This is a genomic window from Dokdonia sinensis, from assembly GCF_003688895.1.
In the GTDB taxonomy this organism is placed as follows: Bacteria; Bacteroidota; Bacteroidia; order Flavobacteriales; family Flavobacteriaceae; genus Dokdonia; species Dokdonia sinensis.
In genome coordinates, this window is record NZ_REFV01000001.1 from 428,043 (window position 1) to 444,631 (window position 16,589).

The window sequence follows — 16,589 nt, forward strand, 5'->3', positions numbered from 1 at the left end:
TTTAACACATTTGATATTCCGGCAACGACATCAGCTGGATGCAATAGGCCTGTGTAGTCGAGCTTTCTAGATTTTCTAGCAGACGCTCTGTGTCCTTGTCTAAAGGAGCTTGTAAGATATGTTGTTGTAAACGCTTTTTTAAGACGACTTCAGCGTTTCGCGAAAGCGTAATAGCACCCACTTGAAGCGGATTCACATAATTCTCTTCAAAATTTGACCAGTCTGGCTCGGTCTTTAGAAATCTGCGTTTGGTCTTTTCGGCTTCGTAGTAGTCTTCTAAGGAATCTTCAAACTCCCCTTTTTCTGAAAATTCGATAACGGCATTCGCCAGTATTGCGCTGGGCAAGTTCATTCTGAACATCAAGGTGTTCGAATCTATCCAACTACGATTGCCCTTCCACCCTGCAACATTGAGCGGGTCCAGCAATACTTGCCCCATCATACGTTGCAGGAAGAGTAACTGCTTTTTCTTTTGAAATTTGACAGGCACCACATTTTGAATCCCTACCATAAGCTCTACAGGCGACTTAATTTTTGCGCCTAGGTGCTGCGCTTCATAAAACCAGTCCGACTCAAAAATATGGCGCATAAGGCGTTCGATATCGTAATCTTGATAGAAGAAATCTGTCAATGCTTCTACGCGCCGGCTATTGATTTCTGGATTTACAAAATAGGCATACACTTTTGTACAGATGTGGCGTGCGCATTGCTTTTGCTTAAGGATAATATCGATAATGTCGTCTCCATCCCAATTTCCGGTCTCGTCCATAAAGGTCTTGACACCCTCATCGTGCTGACGCACGCGCAATAAAAAATCGCCATTGCGGTCAAAACTCCATCCAGTAAACGCCCTAGCAGATTCTTTAATGTCCTGCTCCGTATAATTTCCCACACCCAGGGTAAACAGCTCCATTAACTCACGGGCAAAATTCTCATTGGGCTTTTCCTTTCGGTTCTGCCTGTTGTTCAGGTATTTGCTCATAGATGGAGCTTTGGCAACGGCTTTTACAAAATCACCAAAATTCCCCAGCGCATGCTCCCGCAACAGGTTGTGATAGGGCAAAATATGCCAAATCGCATTGTCCCGACACACAAACACATTTGTCCAGAATAAGGTCATTTTCTCACGCAGTACAGATTCTGGTTCTGACATTCTCGAGAGCCACGCATAATTGAGGTCTTTGACCATTTTACGTCCCTTCTGAGCGAGCTCACGAAACTTCTTGTCCTCCATCATCTTCCTTGCGCGGGGTTGTTTAAGCACTTCAAAGGCACTCAAATCCATTTCCAGCGGTTTGATGGTCTTTGCTGCTTCAAAAAGTGTATCCACAACTTCCCCTCTCGAAGCATCCTCCAACTTAGAAAGCGCTTTCGGCGAGATGCCAAAGCCCGCTCGCCAGTACAGATGTTTGATTTCTTGAGGGTTCATTAAAGCGATGTTTCTGTTTAGACTACGCTTTCGCGAAAGCGTTTAAATTATAAGTATCTATTTTATATCTGACAATAGATATTTCTTTCCCTACAAACGGAAAAATAGAAATAATCATTGCAGACACGGGATGTTGATTTACCCTTTAAAATCGGGATTACGACGAGGCTCCTCAGAAACCGTCTCGATTTTCCACCGCTCCAATCTTGCTTTTAATCGCCTCAAAACAGCAAGTTCTTGGGCCGAAATCTCGGTCGTTTCGTAGGGGTCTTCATTAAGGTTGTACAGGAAATACTCGCCACTTTCTACTACTTCAGTCATTTTGTAACCGTCCACCTGAATGACATTTACCCACTCACTGGCAAAGTCGCCTCGCTTCTCATTGTAGCGTGCATAATTTGTGTATTGCCAGATGAGTGCGTCGCGTTTTGTTTTAATCGCTCCTGCCTGTCCGTCAGGCAGGTTCGCGAAAAGTATTGGAGACAAATCTTCTCCGTCGAGCATATAATTTTCTGGACGCTTTGTATCTGTAAGCCCCAGAAACGTAGGATACAAATCAACGTGAATTATAGGCTCCGTCGACACCGAATTAGGCTTTATTTTGCCTTTCCACTTAAAAATATATGGAACCCGGATGCCTCCTTCCAGTGTCTCACCTTTCACCCCACGATACGGCTGATTGAAAATATTGCTCTCAGTCTTATAATGCCCGTTATCGCTCGTAAAGACGACTATTGTATCTTCTTCAAGACCTAAATCTTTGAGCGCTTGTAAAAGTTGGCCTACACTCTCATCCAGACTTTTAATCATTGCTAGGACTTTGATTTCATCTTTACCAACATCTGGATTGCCTTTGAGCTTTTCTTTAAAATGTTTTAAATATTCAGGTTTTGGCTCCAGCGGTTTGTGTACCAAATAATAAGGCACATAAGCAAAAAATGGCGTATTAGTTTCCTTTGATTTCTTAATAAAATCAATCGTCTTAACCGTGATATGGTCGGCGCTGTATAGGGAATTATCCACCTCTAGCTGAGTGGGTGAAGTTTTAAAGTTGTAATGACCTGTGACTTCATAACCCTCGTCAAAACCTTGATTTTGAATCTGTAATTCGTTTTTACCCAAATGCCACTTACCATAAGCCGAAGTCGCATAGCCATTTGCTTTTAAAGCTTCGGCGATGGTGATTTTTTCTAAGTTCAAACCTGCGCCAGAGCCTTTGACTTTATTGATTTCTGGAGGCAGAAATTTCATTGCCTCTAGCGTTTTTTTATCGGTTTTGTAACGGTCTGCGACTCTATACACCTTATGGCGTGGTGCGTACCGCCCAGAAATAATAGAAGCTCGTGATGGCGCACAGGTTGGGTCGTTGCTGTAGCCGTTTGTAAAGTGCATCCCTTCTGAAAATAAGGTATCAATATTAGGCGACTCCACAAGCGGATTCCCATAGCAATGAAGTGCATTAATGCCCAAATCATCGGCGAGGATGAAGAGAATATTGGGTTGTTTTGTCGCAATCGTTGATTGCGTTTGTTGTGCGCTACAGGAATGGAATAGAGCGACCAAAATGATGATAAGTACTCCGTTTCTCATTACTTCTTCTCTTTTAGCCAGAATAGTTGCTTCCAGATTTTGGTTCCGTGGTTTTCTAGTGCTTTACCTTTAGTGCTCCGACCGCTTAAAATAATGTCGTTGAGGGCGAGAGTCAGTTCTTCTTTCTTTTTCGCATAAGCGGAATCCTCAAAAAGATTATTGGTTTCTGACGGGTCATCCTTAATATTAAATAAATAGCTTTTTCCCTTTTTAGGATTTAAATCCATTTTCCAATCCCCTTTACGAATAGAAAATCTTCCCGCAAAATTTGTGTACACCGATGCCTCGCGGTCATAGGTATTTTCACCTTGTAATAAGGGCAAGATGCTGTAACTGTCCACAGCTTGATTAAGTTCTGTTTTGGTATTTACAATGTCGGCGCAGGTGGCGTATAAATCTCCAAGGCTTATGGTGGTTGCGTTTGTACTGTTTGGCTTTATCGTGTTTTTCCATTGCACAATAAATGGCACGGTAAGACCTCCTTGGTGCAAGGTTGCTTTTCGCCCGCGTAAATGTGCGCTGGGTTTGTGGTTGTATTTTTCCTCAAATTCAATAGGAAAAGAAGCCTTAGAAGCTCCATTATCTGCGGTGAAGATGATAATGGTATTGTCCTCAATTCCCTTTTCCTTAACAGCAGTCATAATTTGCCCAACCGTCCAGTCCAATTCTTGGATAAAGTCTCCATAAATCCCAGCTTTACTCGTTCCCTCAAACTCTGGACGCGGGTACACAGGCGTGTGAGGTGCAGTCAAAGGGATATATAAAAAGAAAGGTTTACTTTGCTTGTAATCCGCAATATATTTTACAGACTTGTTCGTTAAATCTAGCATTACGTCTTCTGCCTCAAAATCTGGAGCTTTATCCCCTTTTCGCTTGAGCTTCTGACCGCCGACTAAATCCAACTTTCGTCCGCCCGGAAAGTCTTTATCTTTTCCGTCGGGTTTCATTGTTTCGGTAGGCTCTGTTATCAAATTGTCATTTTCGGCATATACGTAGGGTGGGAAATCCAAAGAAGCATTGATTCCAAAAAAATAATCAAATCCGTGATCCGTCGGACCTCCTTGAAAGGGTTTTGTGTAATCTACTTTATCACTTATATCTTGAGCATATTGGTATGGATTTTTAGCATCCATCTCGAGATTTTCTTCTGTTTGTAATTGCCAGTCCCATCCCAAGTGCCATTTACCAATCATCGCCGTAGCATACCCATTGCGTTGTAACAATTCTGGAGCAGTATCTTTCTCATCGGCAATCAAGGATTTTGAATAGCCGTCCAGCACTCTAGCCTTTAACTTTGTGCGCCACGCGTACTCGCCTGTCATAATACTGTATCGCGACGGCGTACATACCGACGAAGTGGTGTGCGCATCAGTAAATGTCATTCCATTTTTTATGAGCGCGTCTATGTTTGGAGTGCTGACTTTTGCCTCTGGATTGAGACCGGACACATCGCCAATTCCCATATCATCGGCAAGGATGTAGACGATGTTGGGGTTTGAGGTTTCTTGCGCTTTCGCGAAAGCGGATATCAACACAAGCGCTATTATATATAATGTTCTACTCATAACTATTAAAAGCGGTTATTTGAATGTCATTTGTATGCTCTAAAATGACCAATCTCGTTCCATAAATCGCATCCCCATTGAGTTTCACTCGAAGTCCTTCACCTATGATTTTACCTTTGTAAACGGTTTTCCAATTCCCTGCTGCATCTTTTGTATCAATATGGAAGTTGCGCACACAATGTGAACGCATATTCTCACTCAACAACAGCGTCTTTAATTTTTTGGGAGTTGTAAAGTATACAGTTAAATTGGGGTTTTTATCCTCTTTTGCCGGCTCCCACCAAGATTTTAGGTGTATGACTTCACTAAACACATTACCTTTTGCATTATAGATAACTTCTGGTTTGTTTTTTGCTTTCGCAAAAGATGAAGCAGATACCTTGAATTCTTTTTTAGCTACTGGAATCGCTTCCCAAGTCTCTATACGCTCAAAAGTCGACGGATCTTCTGCCAAGGTAAGTGTGACAATATTGTCCAAATTTTTCGCGAAAGCGTTCTTATCAAAATACAACAATAGCTTACCATTCTTGACTTCGTACCGCTTAAAACCTTTGGTAATTCCTTCGGCACTTAAGATTTGGGTAGGTAGCTGTGGTAGTTCTATGGTTGCCTCTGCATTGTCTGCCAATTGCTGTAAAACGTGTACATACAGCGTATTTCCTACCTGTGTACTGGCGCCATAATCACCACCTATATATATGCCACGCCGTGTATTTTTAATCGTGTGGCCATATTTCTTAATCCACTCGCCTACTTTGCTCGCCTCTTCGGCTTCTTTGGCAACGAATTCGCCTTTGCCGTTTGGGCCCAGATTGAGCAATAAATTCCCACCATTTCCTGCTACTTGAATGAGCATTCCTAAAACTGTTTCATAAGGTTTAATGGGCCCGTTTGGGCTATACAGCCATTTATCTGTCATTGTCAGGCACGCCTCCCAATACCTATGATGATTAACAGGCCCCAAACTTTGCTCGGGCGTGTCATAATCGCCTCTGTCCTGCAACGGCCAGCCAAAACCTGTACGAGCATTGCTCACAATACCCGGTTGCCATTCCTTCATTTTTTTAAGCAAATGGTAGCTGTCCCACTGCCAGTATTTGGTCGCCAGATGATCCCAAAACACGCCGTCTATCTTTCCGTACTGCGTAAATAGTTGCTCTACGTGGGCATTCATATACGGTAAGTAATTCTCGTAATGTTTCTCCCGCAAGTTGTCGGGATGCGTCCAATCAGGTTGCGAGTAATACCAAAAAATCTTTACGCCCGCCTTCTGCGCAGACTCGGCCAACTCCTTGCAAATGTCCCTCCCGAAAGGCGTGTTCATAATCCCATACTCCGTATTATCAGCATCAAAAAAAACAAAACCATCGTGATGTTTGGCCGTAAAAACCACATACTCTGCTCCCCAATCTTTTACTTGTTGCATCCAGCGGTCGGCGTCAAAATTCTTGGGGTTAAATTTTTTATAGAGGTTATCATACACCTCGGCAGGCACACCTTTAGTTGCTGGTTTTTCCGCTCCAGGGCGTTCACCATCGCGACCCCAACTGAGCACATTGGTCTTTAACAATGCGGGTCCCCAATGAATAAAAATACCTAGCTTTGCGTCCTTAAACCACTCCATCTCACCCTCTGTGGCGTACAATTCTTTTTGTTGCTCGGCCGTCACGTACATCGTGCTATCCTTTGCGGGAAACTGCCATTGGTCTTTGTAGGACGTCTTTTTTTGAGCAAACACCGAAAGGGATGCAAACAAGATGATAAGAAGCTGAGTATATCTCATCTACAATTGCGTTTTAAAGATCTCGCTTTCGCGAAAACCAATACGTTGCGCCATCGCATATAGATACTGGCCTTTCTTAACTTCCAGAGGCTTGTGATACACGTGCCAACCGCTATTCAAATCCAACTCATCCATAACAGTATCCGAAATGATATACCCAATAGATGCTCCCTTAGTGGAAGATGAAAGTCTTACAACTTCAGCGCTTGCGTTTTCAGATTCGGTGTTGATTTCAATTTCAGCCGTCACCGGTTGTTCAAAATCTGGCCAGATTTGATTAATAAATTGAGCCTCCGGCATCATCCCATAATCGATATATTCGTCACGAAATTTGAGTAATCTTGACCGAAGTTCCTTTTGAACAGCTGTGTACTTTGGATTATCAATTAAGTTGATCAGATTGTGAGGATCGTTAACGTAATCGTACAGTTCGGCTTTGGGCTTGTCCGTAAACCATTCCTGCTGTGTTGGGGTTAGGTTACAGCCACTTCGACTACGCTCAGCGCAGGTTTCGCGAAAGCGTAATAATTCCTCCATCATCGGTACTTGCTTTCTGTAGCCTACATCTTTATACCACATCTTCTCTGGAAAGTCGTTCTGAATGTAGAGAAATTGGTCGTTGTACACCGCACGGGAACGATCTGTAAACTCGTCAAAACGGTCTGACGTGCCAAAGGCGTAGTTGCGTTTCTCGTCATTTTGCACTCCCAAAAATGCCTTTCCTTGAATGTGTTCGGGAATCTCCACTCCAGCCAAACTCAATACGGTAGGCGCCAAATCTACAAAAGAGACAATTTGATCACTACGGCCTTTTGTACCGCGCAAATCCTTAACCATAAAGGGTACGTGAAGACCGCTGTCGTAAATTTCTCTTTTCTGGCGGGGCATCGGGCCACCGTGGTCGCTGTAAAAGAAAATGATGGTGTTATCGTATAAACCGTCATCTTTAAGTTTCTGGAGCAGGTCGCCCACTTCTTTATCTAGTAATTCTACATTGCTGTATAAGCGTGCGAGATCTGTGCGAGAGGTTTCTGTATCTTGAAAGTAAGGTGGCACAGGCACATCATCTGGACTTACGGTAAGTGGCAAATCAGCATTTTTCCAAATACGGCTCTCGTGGGTTACGCCAAAATTAAATACCGAGAAAAAAGGCTGTCCTTTTTTACGATTACGCCAATGCGCTTTCTTTCCGTTCTCATCCCAAACGGTTACGGGCGATGCAAACTGGTAATCTGTTTTTTCATTATTTGAGGTGAAGTATCCTTCCGTACGCAAGTATTCTGGAAATGCTTTTACATAATCAGGAATCACAGAAGCATATTGAATGATGTCATTGCCCTGAACATCTTGCCTTCCCACGTCCTTTTTGTAGGTACGCTTTCCCCAGTTCATCACATCCTGCGCCGTACGCATATGCATCGTCCCAATGCTGGTAGGATACATACCCGTAATAATCGCACTTCGCGATGGTCCGCAAACGCCAACTACTGAGAAAGCCTTATCGTACACCACACTTTCAGAGGCAAGTTTATCTAAAACTGGGGTTTTTGCGGTGTTATCTCCGTAAAAAGAGAGTATCGGACTAATGTCTTCACAAACAATCCAGAGAATATTAGGCTGTCCACCATCCGAATCCTGAGCGGAGCCGAAGGATGAAGTTGAGGACTTATTTGAATTACAAGAAATAATCAGAACAAACAGACCTATAAGCGAGAGAACATATTTCATTATAATTGAATTTGAATTTGATTTGAAGCGTTTGGAACTACTTCAAAACTTCCTGTTTTTTCAACTCCGTCAACCAAGACTTTATAGGTATATAAACCATAAAACCCACGGTCTGAAATAGCTCCTTGCTCATTAAGCTTTCGCGAAAGCGTAGTCTTCCAATCCCCATTTACTAATGAGAAATACGCCTTGCCCATCTCGCCTATACTTTCGTCTGCCTCATAAATATCAACTTTGCCACGACCGTCATCATCCTGAAATCCCCAAAAAAGAAACTCAGAAACGTTAGGGTGTGAAAAAGTGGCAATCATAAAATCGCGGGTATACTGCTCGCGGATTTTTGGGTCGGTTTCATCCATCGTAAACTCTGAGATACTGATGCGCTTTCCCAGAGAGGCATAATATGACAGCAAACTCAGCACCTTTTCTGGCGGTGTGAGGTCGGTGCCCATATGGGACTGGATGCCAATACCTTGCACAGCACCATTAGTATTTGTGTCTACACGTTTGATATAATCGTAGTACCATTGTTGCTTTTGGGTATCTATCCCGCCCTTGCTTATGATGCCGTACTCGTTGGTAAATCGGCTCACATTAGGCTGACGATTGCGTAAAATTCGGAAGCCATCGTAGAGTAATTCTTCGCTTCCCAATATGTTTTGAAAGTCCTTGTTTGTGTAGGTTTCATTTGCCACATCCCAATGCGTTACTTTACCCTCAGTAGCATCTAGTATATTGTACACGTGGGATTTAATCGCCTTTTCTAGTTTTACTGGATCGTTTTTTAATTTTTTGATGCTCGCAGGGTTATACTGAAATCCTGGCCAAATAAGAACGTGACCTTTTACAGAAATCCCATCAGCTTTTAATTTATCGAGTGCTTTTAAAGTCGTAGCTCTGTTTTCTTTGCGAGACCAGCGTTTGATTTTCAAGTCATTGGCCAGCACAGTAAGACCAAAAGCTTCTTTAAATCGGTTGTATTTGTCTTTATTGTTTAGGATTTCTTCGGCGTCCATCGCAACGCCAAAGGGGAAGTAATGACGCTTTAGTTCCACCTCTATTTGTGCATTAGGCACAGGTTTACCATCTTGTGTAACTTCTATCTGAAAATCGCCTTTGCGTATTTGCTCTATCCTTGCTAGGGCATCTTTCCGCCATTGAGCATCAGGTTCCATACCTTGGTACGTAACTTCGGTTTTTGGTAAATCTTGTAGTAACGTCCCTCTAGGATACACTTGAAATGAGATATTCTTTAACGCGATAGTCTGTGGTTCAAAGCCATACTGTAACATCACTCCGAGATTTTTAGGACTTATAGATTGCGTAGTTTGAAACGGTATAAAATAACGTTTCCAGACAGAACCAATATTTAAAGTCCTATCTAGGTTTTGCTTAAAGGAGCCTGATTGTTTGAGTTGGATAAGCAACTTTGCCTCCCCAGTTTCTTCACTACTTTTTTCGGTAATAGCCTCAAATGAAAGTAGAACTACATCACCCTCGTTAAGTTTTTCCTTTTGTAGCGGAAGGCTGGTCGCGTAGTTGTAAATAAATTTGGGTTGTGTTTCTGTGATAAAACGTACGACATTTGTCTCATTTTCTTTTGTCACTTCTACTTGGGAGCCTTCTGCTTTTGAAGTGAGAAATTTCAATCGTGAAGCATCCAGAATATCCCTTCCTTCGGGTTGCTGGGCACAAGCCGAGAAAACAAGCAGTAAAAATATAGGGAGAAAAATGTGTTTCATTAAAATGTGGATTTCCAATTATTCAGCTTTCGCGAAAGCGTACGCACTCTTTCCGGCATCGCCTTACTTAGATCATTTTGCTCACCAGGATCTTGTGCGATGTTATATAATTCAAATCGGTTTTCTTTATACCAATGAATGAGTTTAAAATCCCCCTCACGCACCGCCGAAGACTTTGTATCGCCTGTATTTGTAGGGCGTGCTTTTGAGGAGTGCCAAAAGACGGTTCGGTCGTCCCACTCCTCGGTATCGTTAAGGACAGGGAGCATATTCTGACCTTCGGTTTCTAGATTTTTTCCAGTTGTGAGATTTGTGAGCGTAGGTAAAACGTCCATCAACATTACTAGAGATGATTCATCTCGCGGTTGCAGTTTATCCTGCCACTTTACGAAAAACGGAATTTTGATCCCGCCATCGTAGAGATGACCTTTTCCCGCTCTAAGCGGATAATTTGTGGTAGCTAGATTGCGCTGTTTTGTCCCGTCGTTTGAAAGTCCGCCGTGGTCGCTGGAGAAGATGATCAGGGTGTTGTCTAAAATCCCCTCGGCTTCGAGAAGGGCCAATAGTTTTCCTACATTTTCATCGGTATTTTCTACCATAGCGGCGTAGGTGGCGTTGTCTTGACGCATTTTTGTTCGGCCGGTGCCTTCTTTGATATATTCTGGAGTATCGCCAAAATCGAAAGCCCTTATCTCCTTACGATTGCGCTTTATGTCTTCTTCTTTGGCCTCAAAGGGTTGATGAACGTTGTAAAAAGCGAGCATTGCCATAAATGGCGCATTTTTATCTCGATTTTTAATGTATTGCGCGACTTGGTCTGTAAGGACATCGGTTAGGTAATCACCGTCTTTTGAAATTTCGTCTAGGTCCTTTATAGGTGCCTTTTTAGATTTTCCTTTACCCTTTTTCTCATTGAATGGATATAAAAATGAAATGGGCGAACCCGCGTGGCCAGCGGCGACACTTGTATCAAAACCCAGCTCTTTTGGGTCTTCGCCCAAATGCCATTTGCCAAAATAAGCGGTTTGATAGCCAGCCCCGTCTATAGCTTTTATAAAATTCTTATTATCTGGAATATTGTCAATCTCAAACCCATCATCTGGCACATCGCCATTTTGCACAGGATAACCGCCCGTCATCATCGCATAGCGCGAGGGCACACAACGAGGATAGTTTGCATAGGCATTTGTAAAACGTACGCTTTCACCAGCGAGCTTATCAATATTAGGCGTTTGATAAATTTTTGAACCGTGCACGCTCAGGTCGTGGTACCCGAGGTCATCTACGTGCAAAATCAAAATATTTGGTTTTTCAATTTTCGAACCCTGAGCAGAGTCGAAGGATGAACTCGAATCTGAACCCTGAGCGGAGTCGAAGGGTGAAGAATTCTGATTTGATTTACAACTGAATGTTAAGATTAAAAGCATAAAAGCGAACACTCGCAGAGCGCTCGCTTTTAATAGGATTTTGAAATTCAAACTCATTATTTGAAATATTAATTTAAAAAAGATTGAGTTTTAATCTTCGTACTCAGTCTACTTCATATCATTGTTCATTTTTTTCATTGCCAAAAAAACGAACCAAAAAAGGCTAGGCTGAACCGACTTTTACTAAAAATTTCCCTCGCTTCGGCGCAAAATAAAGGTGTAGTCATTCTTAAAATGACTTCTTAAGGGGTTAACAAATTGGTATTGTCAATAACATTTTGTCTAGCCCTATTTTGCTTAACCCTACGCTCACATCATTTTTTACGTAAAATTCGCTTAGGCCAGTTTGGATTCAACTATTGCATTTTCAACTGCCAGGCTGTTCACAAAAAGAGAATGGCTCAGTTAGTTTTTCTCCTTCCCCTTCTTTTTATCTGCTTTTTGGGTGGCGCGGTAGTCTTTCCACATATTCATTTTTTCGGGGACGAGGTATTCTTTTTTAAAGTTCTTTAGCTTTCGCGAAAGCGTCTCCACCTTCTCCGGCATCTGCATCGCAAGGTCATTTTCCTCACCTACATCCTCTTTAAGATTGTAAAGCTCCATTTTTTTGGTTTCATTATAGACCACTAATTTATAATCGCCATCACGTACCACAGACATTTTTGCATCTCCCGTAGAATGCGGGCGAGCTTTTCTAGAATGCCAGAAAACAGTGCGGTCATCCCAAGATTCTTTACCTTTTAGAACTGGCTCCATACTCATCCCGTCTATACCTTCGACTTTTTGATCTAACGCCAAATCTAATAGCGTAGGAAAAATATCCATCCCAACAACAATCGATTTGTCATCTACTTTTGGCTCAATTTCTTTTTCCCACTTTATAAAAAATGGAACACGTATTCCGCCTTCGTACAACCAACCTTTCCCTGCTTTAAGAGGAAGATTAGAGGTTGCAAGTTGGCGCTCGCCTTTATGACCGTCATTTGAGAGACCACCGTGGTCGCTGGTAAAAATGATGATGGTGTTCTTGTCTATATTCAAGTCTTTAAGCGTTTGCAGAAGCTTTCCTACATTTTCATCTACATTCTCCACCATTCCTGCATAATCCGCATCATCTTGGTGCATCTTACGACGGCCCGCTCCTTCTTTGATAAATGCTGGGCCTTCAAATTTCATTCCCTTGAGTTGCTCTTCATTACGGGCTTTGTCTTCGACTTTCGCCTCGAGCGGTGTGTGTACCGAGTAATATGCAAGTACGGCTAGGAAAGGCTTGTTAGATTCATTTTCCTTTATAAAACGGATGGTCTCATCTGTCATCATATCGCTGATGTAATCTCCTTCTTTACCGTCTTCTTCAACGTTGGGCACATTGTACTTCGCAGGTTTACCATTTCGTTGCGTGTTGAAAGGATAATAGCGTTGTCCCACTCCACCGGCTTCGCCAGAAGCGTAGGTGTGCTTATAACCAAATTTATCTGGAGCACTCTTACCTTTTCCTAAATGCCATTTGCCAACAAAAGAAGTGTTGTAACCTGCTTCGTTAAATTGCTTGACAAAATTCTTATCATCCTCTATTCCACCTAGAAATCCCTTATCCTCATTAACAGGATATGTTCCTGTCATTAGGCCGTAACGAGAGGGCGTACATCTTGGGTAGCTCGAATAGCCATTTGTAAACTGAACGGATGTTTTAGCGAGTCCGTCTATGTTTGGAGTTTCATACAACTGAGAACCAGTAATACTCAAGTCGTGGTAACCTAGGTCGTCTGTAATTACGACAAGAATATTTGGTTTGTCCTGAGCGAACATTGCCGTAGTGGCAATGAGAAAAAAAAGGGAGAATATGTTTTTCATTAATTTCTTGATTACGTTTTTCAAAATGAATTACTGCATTAATAAATGTCTTAGACTTTCATTTTACAGATACGTTTAAGTCACGTTTTGTGCCAAAAGAGGATAGGATTTGATTTCTATATCCTTTTCAATTTTTTACTATTGATTTGCCTGTTTATTCACAAGCTCATTTTTAAGCTTTGCTTTTAATTCTGCTCGTATTTTCGCGTAAGCGGGATCTTTTGCAAAATTTTTCGTCTCAAGTGGATCATTTTTGTAATCGTACAATTCGTATCCAACTATATTTGATTCCTTGTAGTTATCAAAACTGCGGTACTCATTATCGTGCCACTCCGTATAGCGGTATTGTGTCGTACGGACCGCATACCCCATACGCTTCTGACGGCGATACTGGTGGAAGGCGTAATCTTGGTCAAGGTTTGTGTTTGGGTCATTATCTAGCACAGGAACTAAAGATTTTCCATCTGTTTGAGGGGATTGCTTTACGTTTGCCAACTCAAAAACGGTCGGAAACAAGTCCAATAATTCTACGGGAGCATCGTCTTTTTTGTTTTTTGCAACACCAGGCCCGGCAAACATAAACGGGATGCGGGTAGCCTGTTCAAAATTAGAATGCTTACACCACTCCGTATGATCGCCTAAGTGAAAACCGTGATCTCCCCAAAGTACGATTACCGTATCCTCTGTTATGCCTCTGCGGTCTATATCATCTAGTAAAATTCCCAACTGAGCATCGATGTAAGAGATACACGCCATATAGCCGTGGATGAGTTCGCGTTGTTTTGCCTCAGGCAATTTATCACCTACACGCAGATCGTTATCAATATCTGAGAATGCTCGTAACTCGCCGAAAGAATGATACGCAAATTTAGGCGTACCATCTGCCGTTTGTTGGAACGGGGCAAGATCTATCTTATCACGATCGTATAAGTCCCAATATTTCTTAGGCGCAACAAATGGTAAATGCGGTTTTTGATACCCTACGCCAAGGAACCAAGGCTTACCGCTAGCTTCTAATTTGTCTAATTTTTTCAGCGCTTCAACCGTGTAAAGTCCGTCTTGATATGCCGTATCAGAAACGTCGCCCGCTTCTGTACTGGGCTTAAATTTTTTAAATGCGTAACTACGTTTTTTGCCGTTTTTCTTAATACCTTTTTTCTCGGCTTCAGCGAGGAGTGCATCAAATTTTGCTTTGTTCTCTGGAGTTTGGTAATAGCTGAACGCTGGCTCACCGTATTTTGGGTCATAGTTGTCTGGCAAGGTATGCGGCATAGACCACGACTTCCCATCGTGTCCTGGTGCAGACGACCCTTTGTGATAAATTTTCCCTACCGCTGTGGTTTCATATCCTTGTTCGATAAGGTGCTCTGGCATTGACTTTAGTTGGGGTGCGCTTTCGCGAAAATCTGTATGCAAGTCCCACACCTTAGTACGATCTGGAACTGTTCCCGTCATCACACTCGCTCTAGATGGCCCGCAAACGGCATATTGAACGTGAGCGTTTGTAAAGGTTACTCCCATTTTTGCCAGTCGGTCAAAGTTTGGGGTTTTCATTTGTTTCTCACCATAATTAGAAAGCAAGGGCTTCAAGTCATCTATGGCCAAGAAGAGGATGTTTTTTTGGTCTCCGCTAACTTCAACTTGGCTCTGTGGGCGGTTTTCATTTTGCGGATTTGGACCAGCCTTTTGAGCATTGCAACTGCTCATCAGCAATGTGATGGCTAGGGTTGCTATGTAGGATATGTTTTTCATTTGTTTTTGTTTTCGCGGTACGCTAAAGACGTACTATTCTAAAAGCGAGTAAATTATTTCCCTTTTTCCTTATCATTCCCACCAGTCAATACATCTTGCACACTGGTCTCATCATCTTTTTTATCTACAATCGAGCCAAAATCTGTGTCCGTGATTTTACGGAAGTCGGCTAGGGATTTGTTGTTTTCGTATTTAATCATCAAGTTCTTAAGTTGCTTTTTCAAATCTGTAACAACTGTGGCGTAGGCAGGATCGTTTATAATGTTGTTCATCTGCTCTGGGTCTTTTTCTAGGTCGTATAATTCCCAAACATCGATGTTATAATAAAAATGAGCTAGCGTGTACTTTTGGGTACGGATGCCGTAGTGCGGTTGTACGTGATGCCAGTAGGGCCACTCATAATAGTGATAATACATCCCCTGTTCCCAGTCTGCTGGCGTATTTCCTTTTAAAATAGGCTCAAAACTTTTACCGTGCATATCTTGATCTGTCTCAATATCTGCAAGGTCAAGGAGTGTTGGTGCAAAATCTATGTTTGTGATGATATCTTCATTCTGCGTTCCTGGTTTTACAACGCCCGGATATTTTAAAATAAATGGCATACGGATAGACTCCTCATAAATGAAACGCTTATCAAAAAATCCGTGGTCTCCTAGATAAAAACCTTGGTCTGAGGTTAAAACGATAATCGTATTATCGGCAAGGTTATTATCGTCAAGATATTTCAACACACGCCCGATGTTGTCATCTACAGACTTTACACAGGCGAGGTAATCTTTGATGTAGGTCTGGTATCTCCATTTTCTACCTTCTTCTGCCGTCATTCCTTCTGGCTGAACGATTTCTCCTTTTTTTGCACCATAAAATGCCCATTGGATTTTTTCTTTCCCTTTGAGGTTTTCTGGCTCTTTGTATTTCATATCACGACGAGAGAAATACTCCATCGTCATTTCTGTATCGCCAGCTGTGAGTTCGCGCCCCTTGTAATCATCATTAAATGTAGATGGATACGGCATCTCAATATCTTCCCAAAGATCTTCATACTTCGTATCTGGTTGCCACGGGCGGTGCGGTGCTTTGTACTGCAATACCATCATAAAAGGTGCATCTTGCTTGCGTCCTTCCTGCAACCATTGCATCGCAAAGTCCGTAGAAAGATTCGTTGAATAGCCTTCTTCCTTAACATCCTTCCCATTTTCATTAAAAGTTGGATTCCAATAATGGCCTTGCTGTCCTGCGCTGTTGTGATATTTAAAAGTGTCAAAACCCGCTGGCTCTGTTCCTAAATGCCATTTACCAAAAAGCGAAGTCTGATACCCATTTTTCTGAAACTCTTGCGGGAACGTCCATTGACTACGGTCAAATTTTCCTCCACTCTCATTCTTATAATAACCGTTGCGATTGCTGTAATTACCCGTAAGTATCGCTGCGCGACTTGGCCCACAGATCGCATTAGTACATAGTACATCCTGAAAGAGCATTCCTTCAGACGCAATACGATCGATGTTTGGTGTAGGTGCAATGTCTTTGTAGATTCCGCCGTAGGCACTTATCGCTTGCGTAGTAAGGTCATCTGCCATAATGTAGATGATGTTTGGACGTTCTTTCGTAGCCGTGTTTGTAGCCATTGCTACATCTTGAGACTTTTCTTTGCAACTTACTGCCATCAATGCAAGCACTACAAGACTTACTCTAAAAACTATGTTTTTCATCCCGTTC

10 protein-coding genes are annotated in these 16,589 nt (G+C 42.3%); all 10 read right to left on the reverse strand.

The window, feature by feature from the left end:
- Position 1: 1 nt before the first annotated feature.
- The 10 genes from EAX61_RS01880 to EAX61_RS01925 all read right to left on the reverse strand — a co-directional run bounded on the left by EAX61_RS01880 (position 2) and on the right by EAX61_RS01925 (position 16,582).
- On the reverse strand, positions 2-1,429 hold the full coding sequence (locus tag EAX61_RS01880; RefSeq protein WP_121915947.1) for a DUF1800 domain-containing protein: 1,428 nt from the start codon (positions 1,427-1,429) through the stop codon (positions 2-4).
- 138 nt (positions 1,430-1,567) lie between these two features.
- Positions 1,568-3,019, reverse strand: coding sequence for a sulfatase (locus tag EAX61_RS01885; protein WP_121915948.1), 1,452 nt, complete (start codon positions 3,017-3,019; stop codon positions 1,568-1,570).
- The gene (locus EAX61_RS01890; protein WP_121915949.1) at positions 3,019-4,584 is read right to left on the reverse strand and encodes a sulfatase family protein; all 1,566 of its coding nucleotides are present in this window, start codon (positions 4,582-4,584) and stop codon (positions 3,019-3,021) included. The genes EAX61_RS01885 and EAX61_RS01890 overlap by 1 nt, the downstream gene beginning before the upstream one ends.
- Positions 4,577-6,367 carry an alpha-L-fucosidase gene (locus EAX61_RS01895; RefSeq protein ID WP_121915950.1) on the reverse strand — a complete coding sequence of 597 codons (1,791 nt, stop codon included), beginning with the start codon at positions 6,365-6,367 and terminating at the stop codon, positions 4,577-4,579. Before EAX61_RS01895 ends, EAX61_RS01890 begins: the two co-directional genes overlap by 8 nt.
- Entirely contained in the window at positions 6,368-8,095 is a 1,728-nt protein-coding gene (locus EAX61_RS01900; protein WP_121915951.1) for a sulfatase family protein, read from the reverse strand.
- Positions 8,095-9,837 carry an endo-1,4-beta-xylanase gene (locus EAX61_RS01905; protein WP_121915952.1) on the reverse strand — a complete coding sequence of 581 codons (1,743 nt, stop codon included), beginning with the start codon at positions 9,835-9,837 and terminating at the stop codon, positions 8,095-8,097. Before EAX61_RS01905 ends, EAX61_RS01900 begins: the two co-directional genes overlap by 1 nt.
- On the reverse strand, positions 9,837-11,135 hold the full coding sequence (locus EAX61_RS01910; RefSeq protein ID WP_161555165.1) for a sulfatase: 1,299 nt from the start codon (positions 11,133-11,135) through the stop codon (positions 9,837-9,839). Before EAX61_RS01910 ends, EAX61_RS01905 begins: the two co-directional genes overlap by 1 nt.
- 534 nt (positions 11,136-11,669) lie before the next feature.
- A complete protein-coding gene (locus EAX61_RS01915; RefSeq protein WP_121915954.1) occupies positions 11,670-13,118 on the reverse strand; it encodes a sulfatase in 1,449 nt (482 codons plus the stop codon).
- A 138-nt stretch (positions 13,119-13,256) separates the two neighbouring features.
- On the reverse strand, positions 13,257-14,870 hold the full coding sequence (locus tag EAX61_RS01920; RefSeq protein ID WP_121915955.1) for a sulfatase: 1,614 nt from the start codon (positions 14,868-14,870) through the stop codon (positions 13,257-13,259).
- 53 nt (positions 14,871-14,923) lie between these two features.
- Positions 14,924-16,582 carry a sulfatase family protein gene (locus EAX61_RS01925; RefSeq protein WP_236641964.1) on the reverse strand — a complete coding sequence of 553 codons (1,659 nt, stop codon included), beginning with the start codon at positions 16,580-16,582 and terminating at the stop codon, positions 14,924-14,926.
- Between the last annotated feature and the right edge of the window lie 7 nt (positions 16,583-16,589).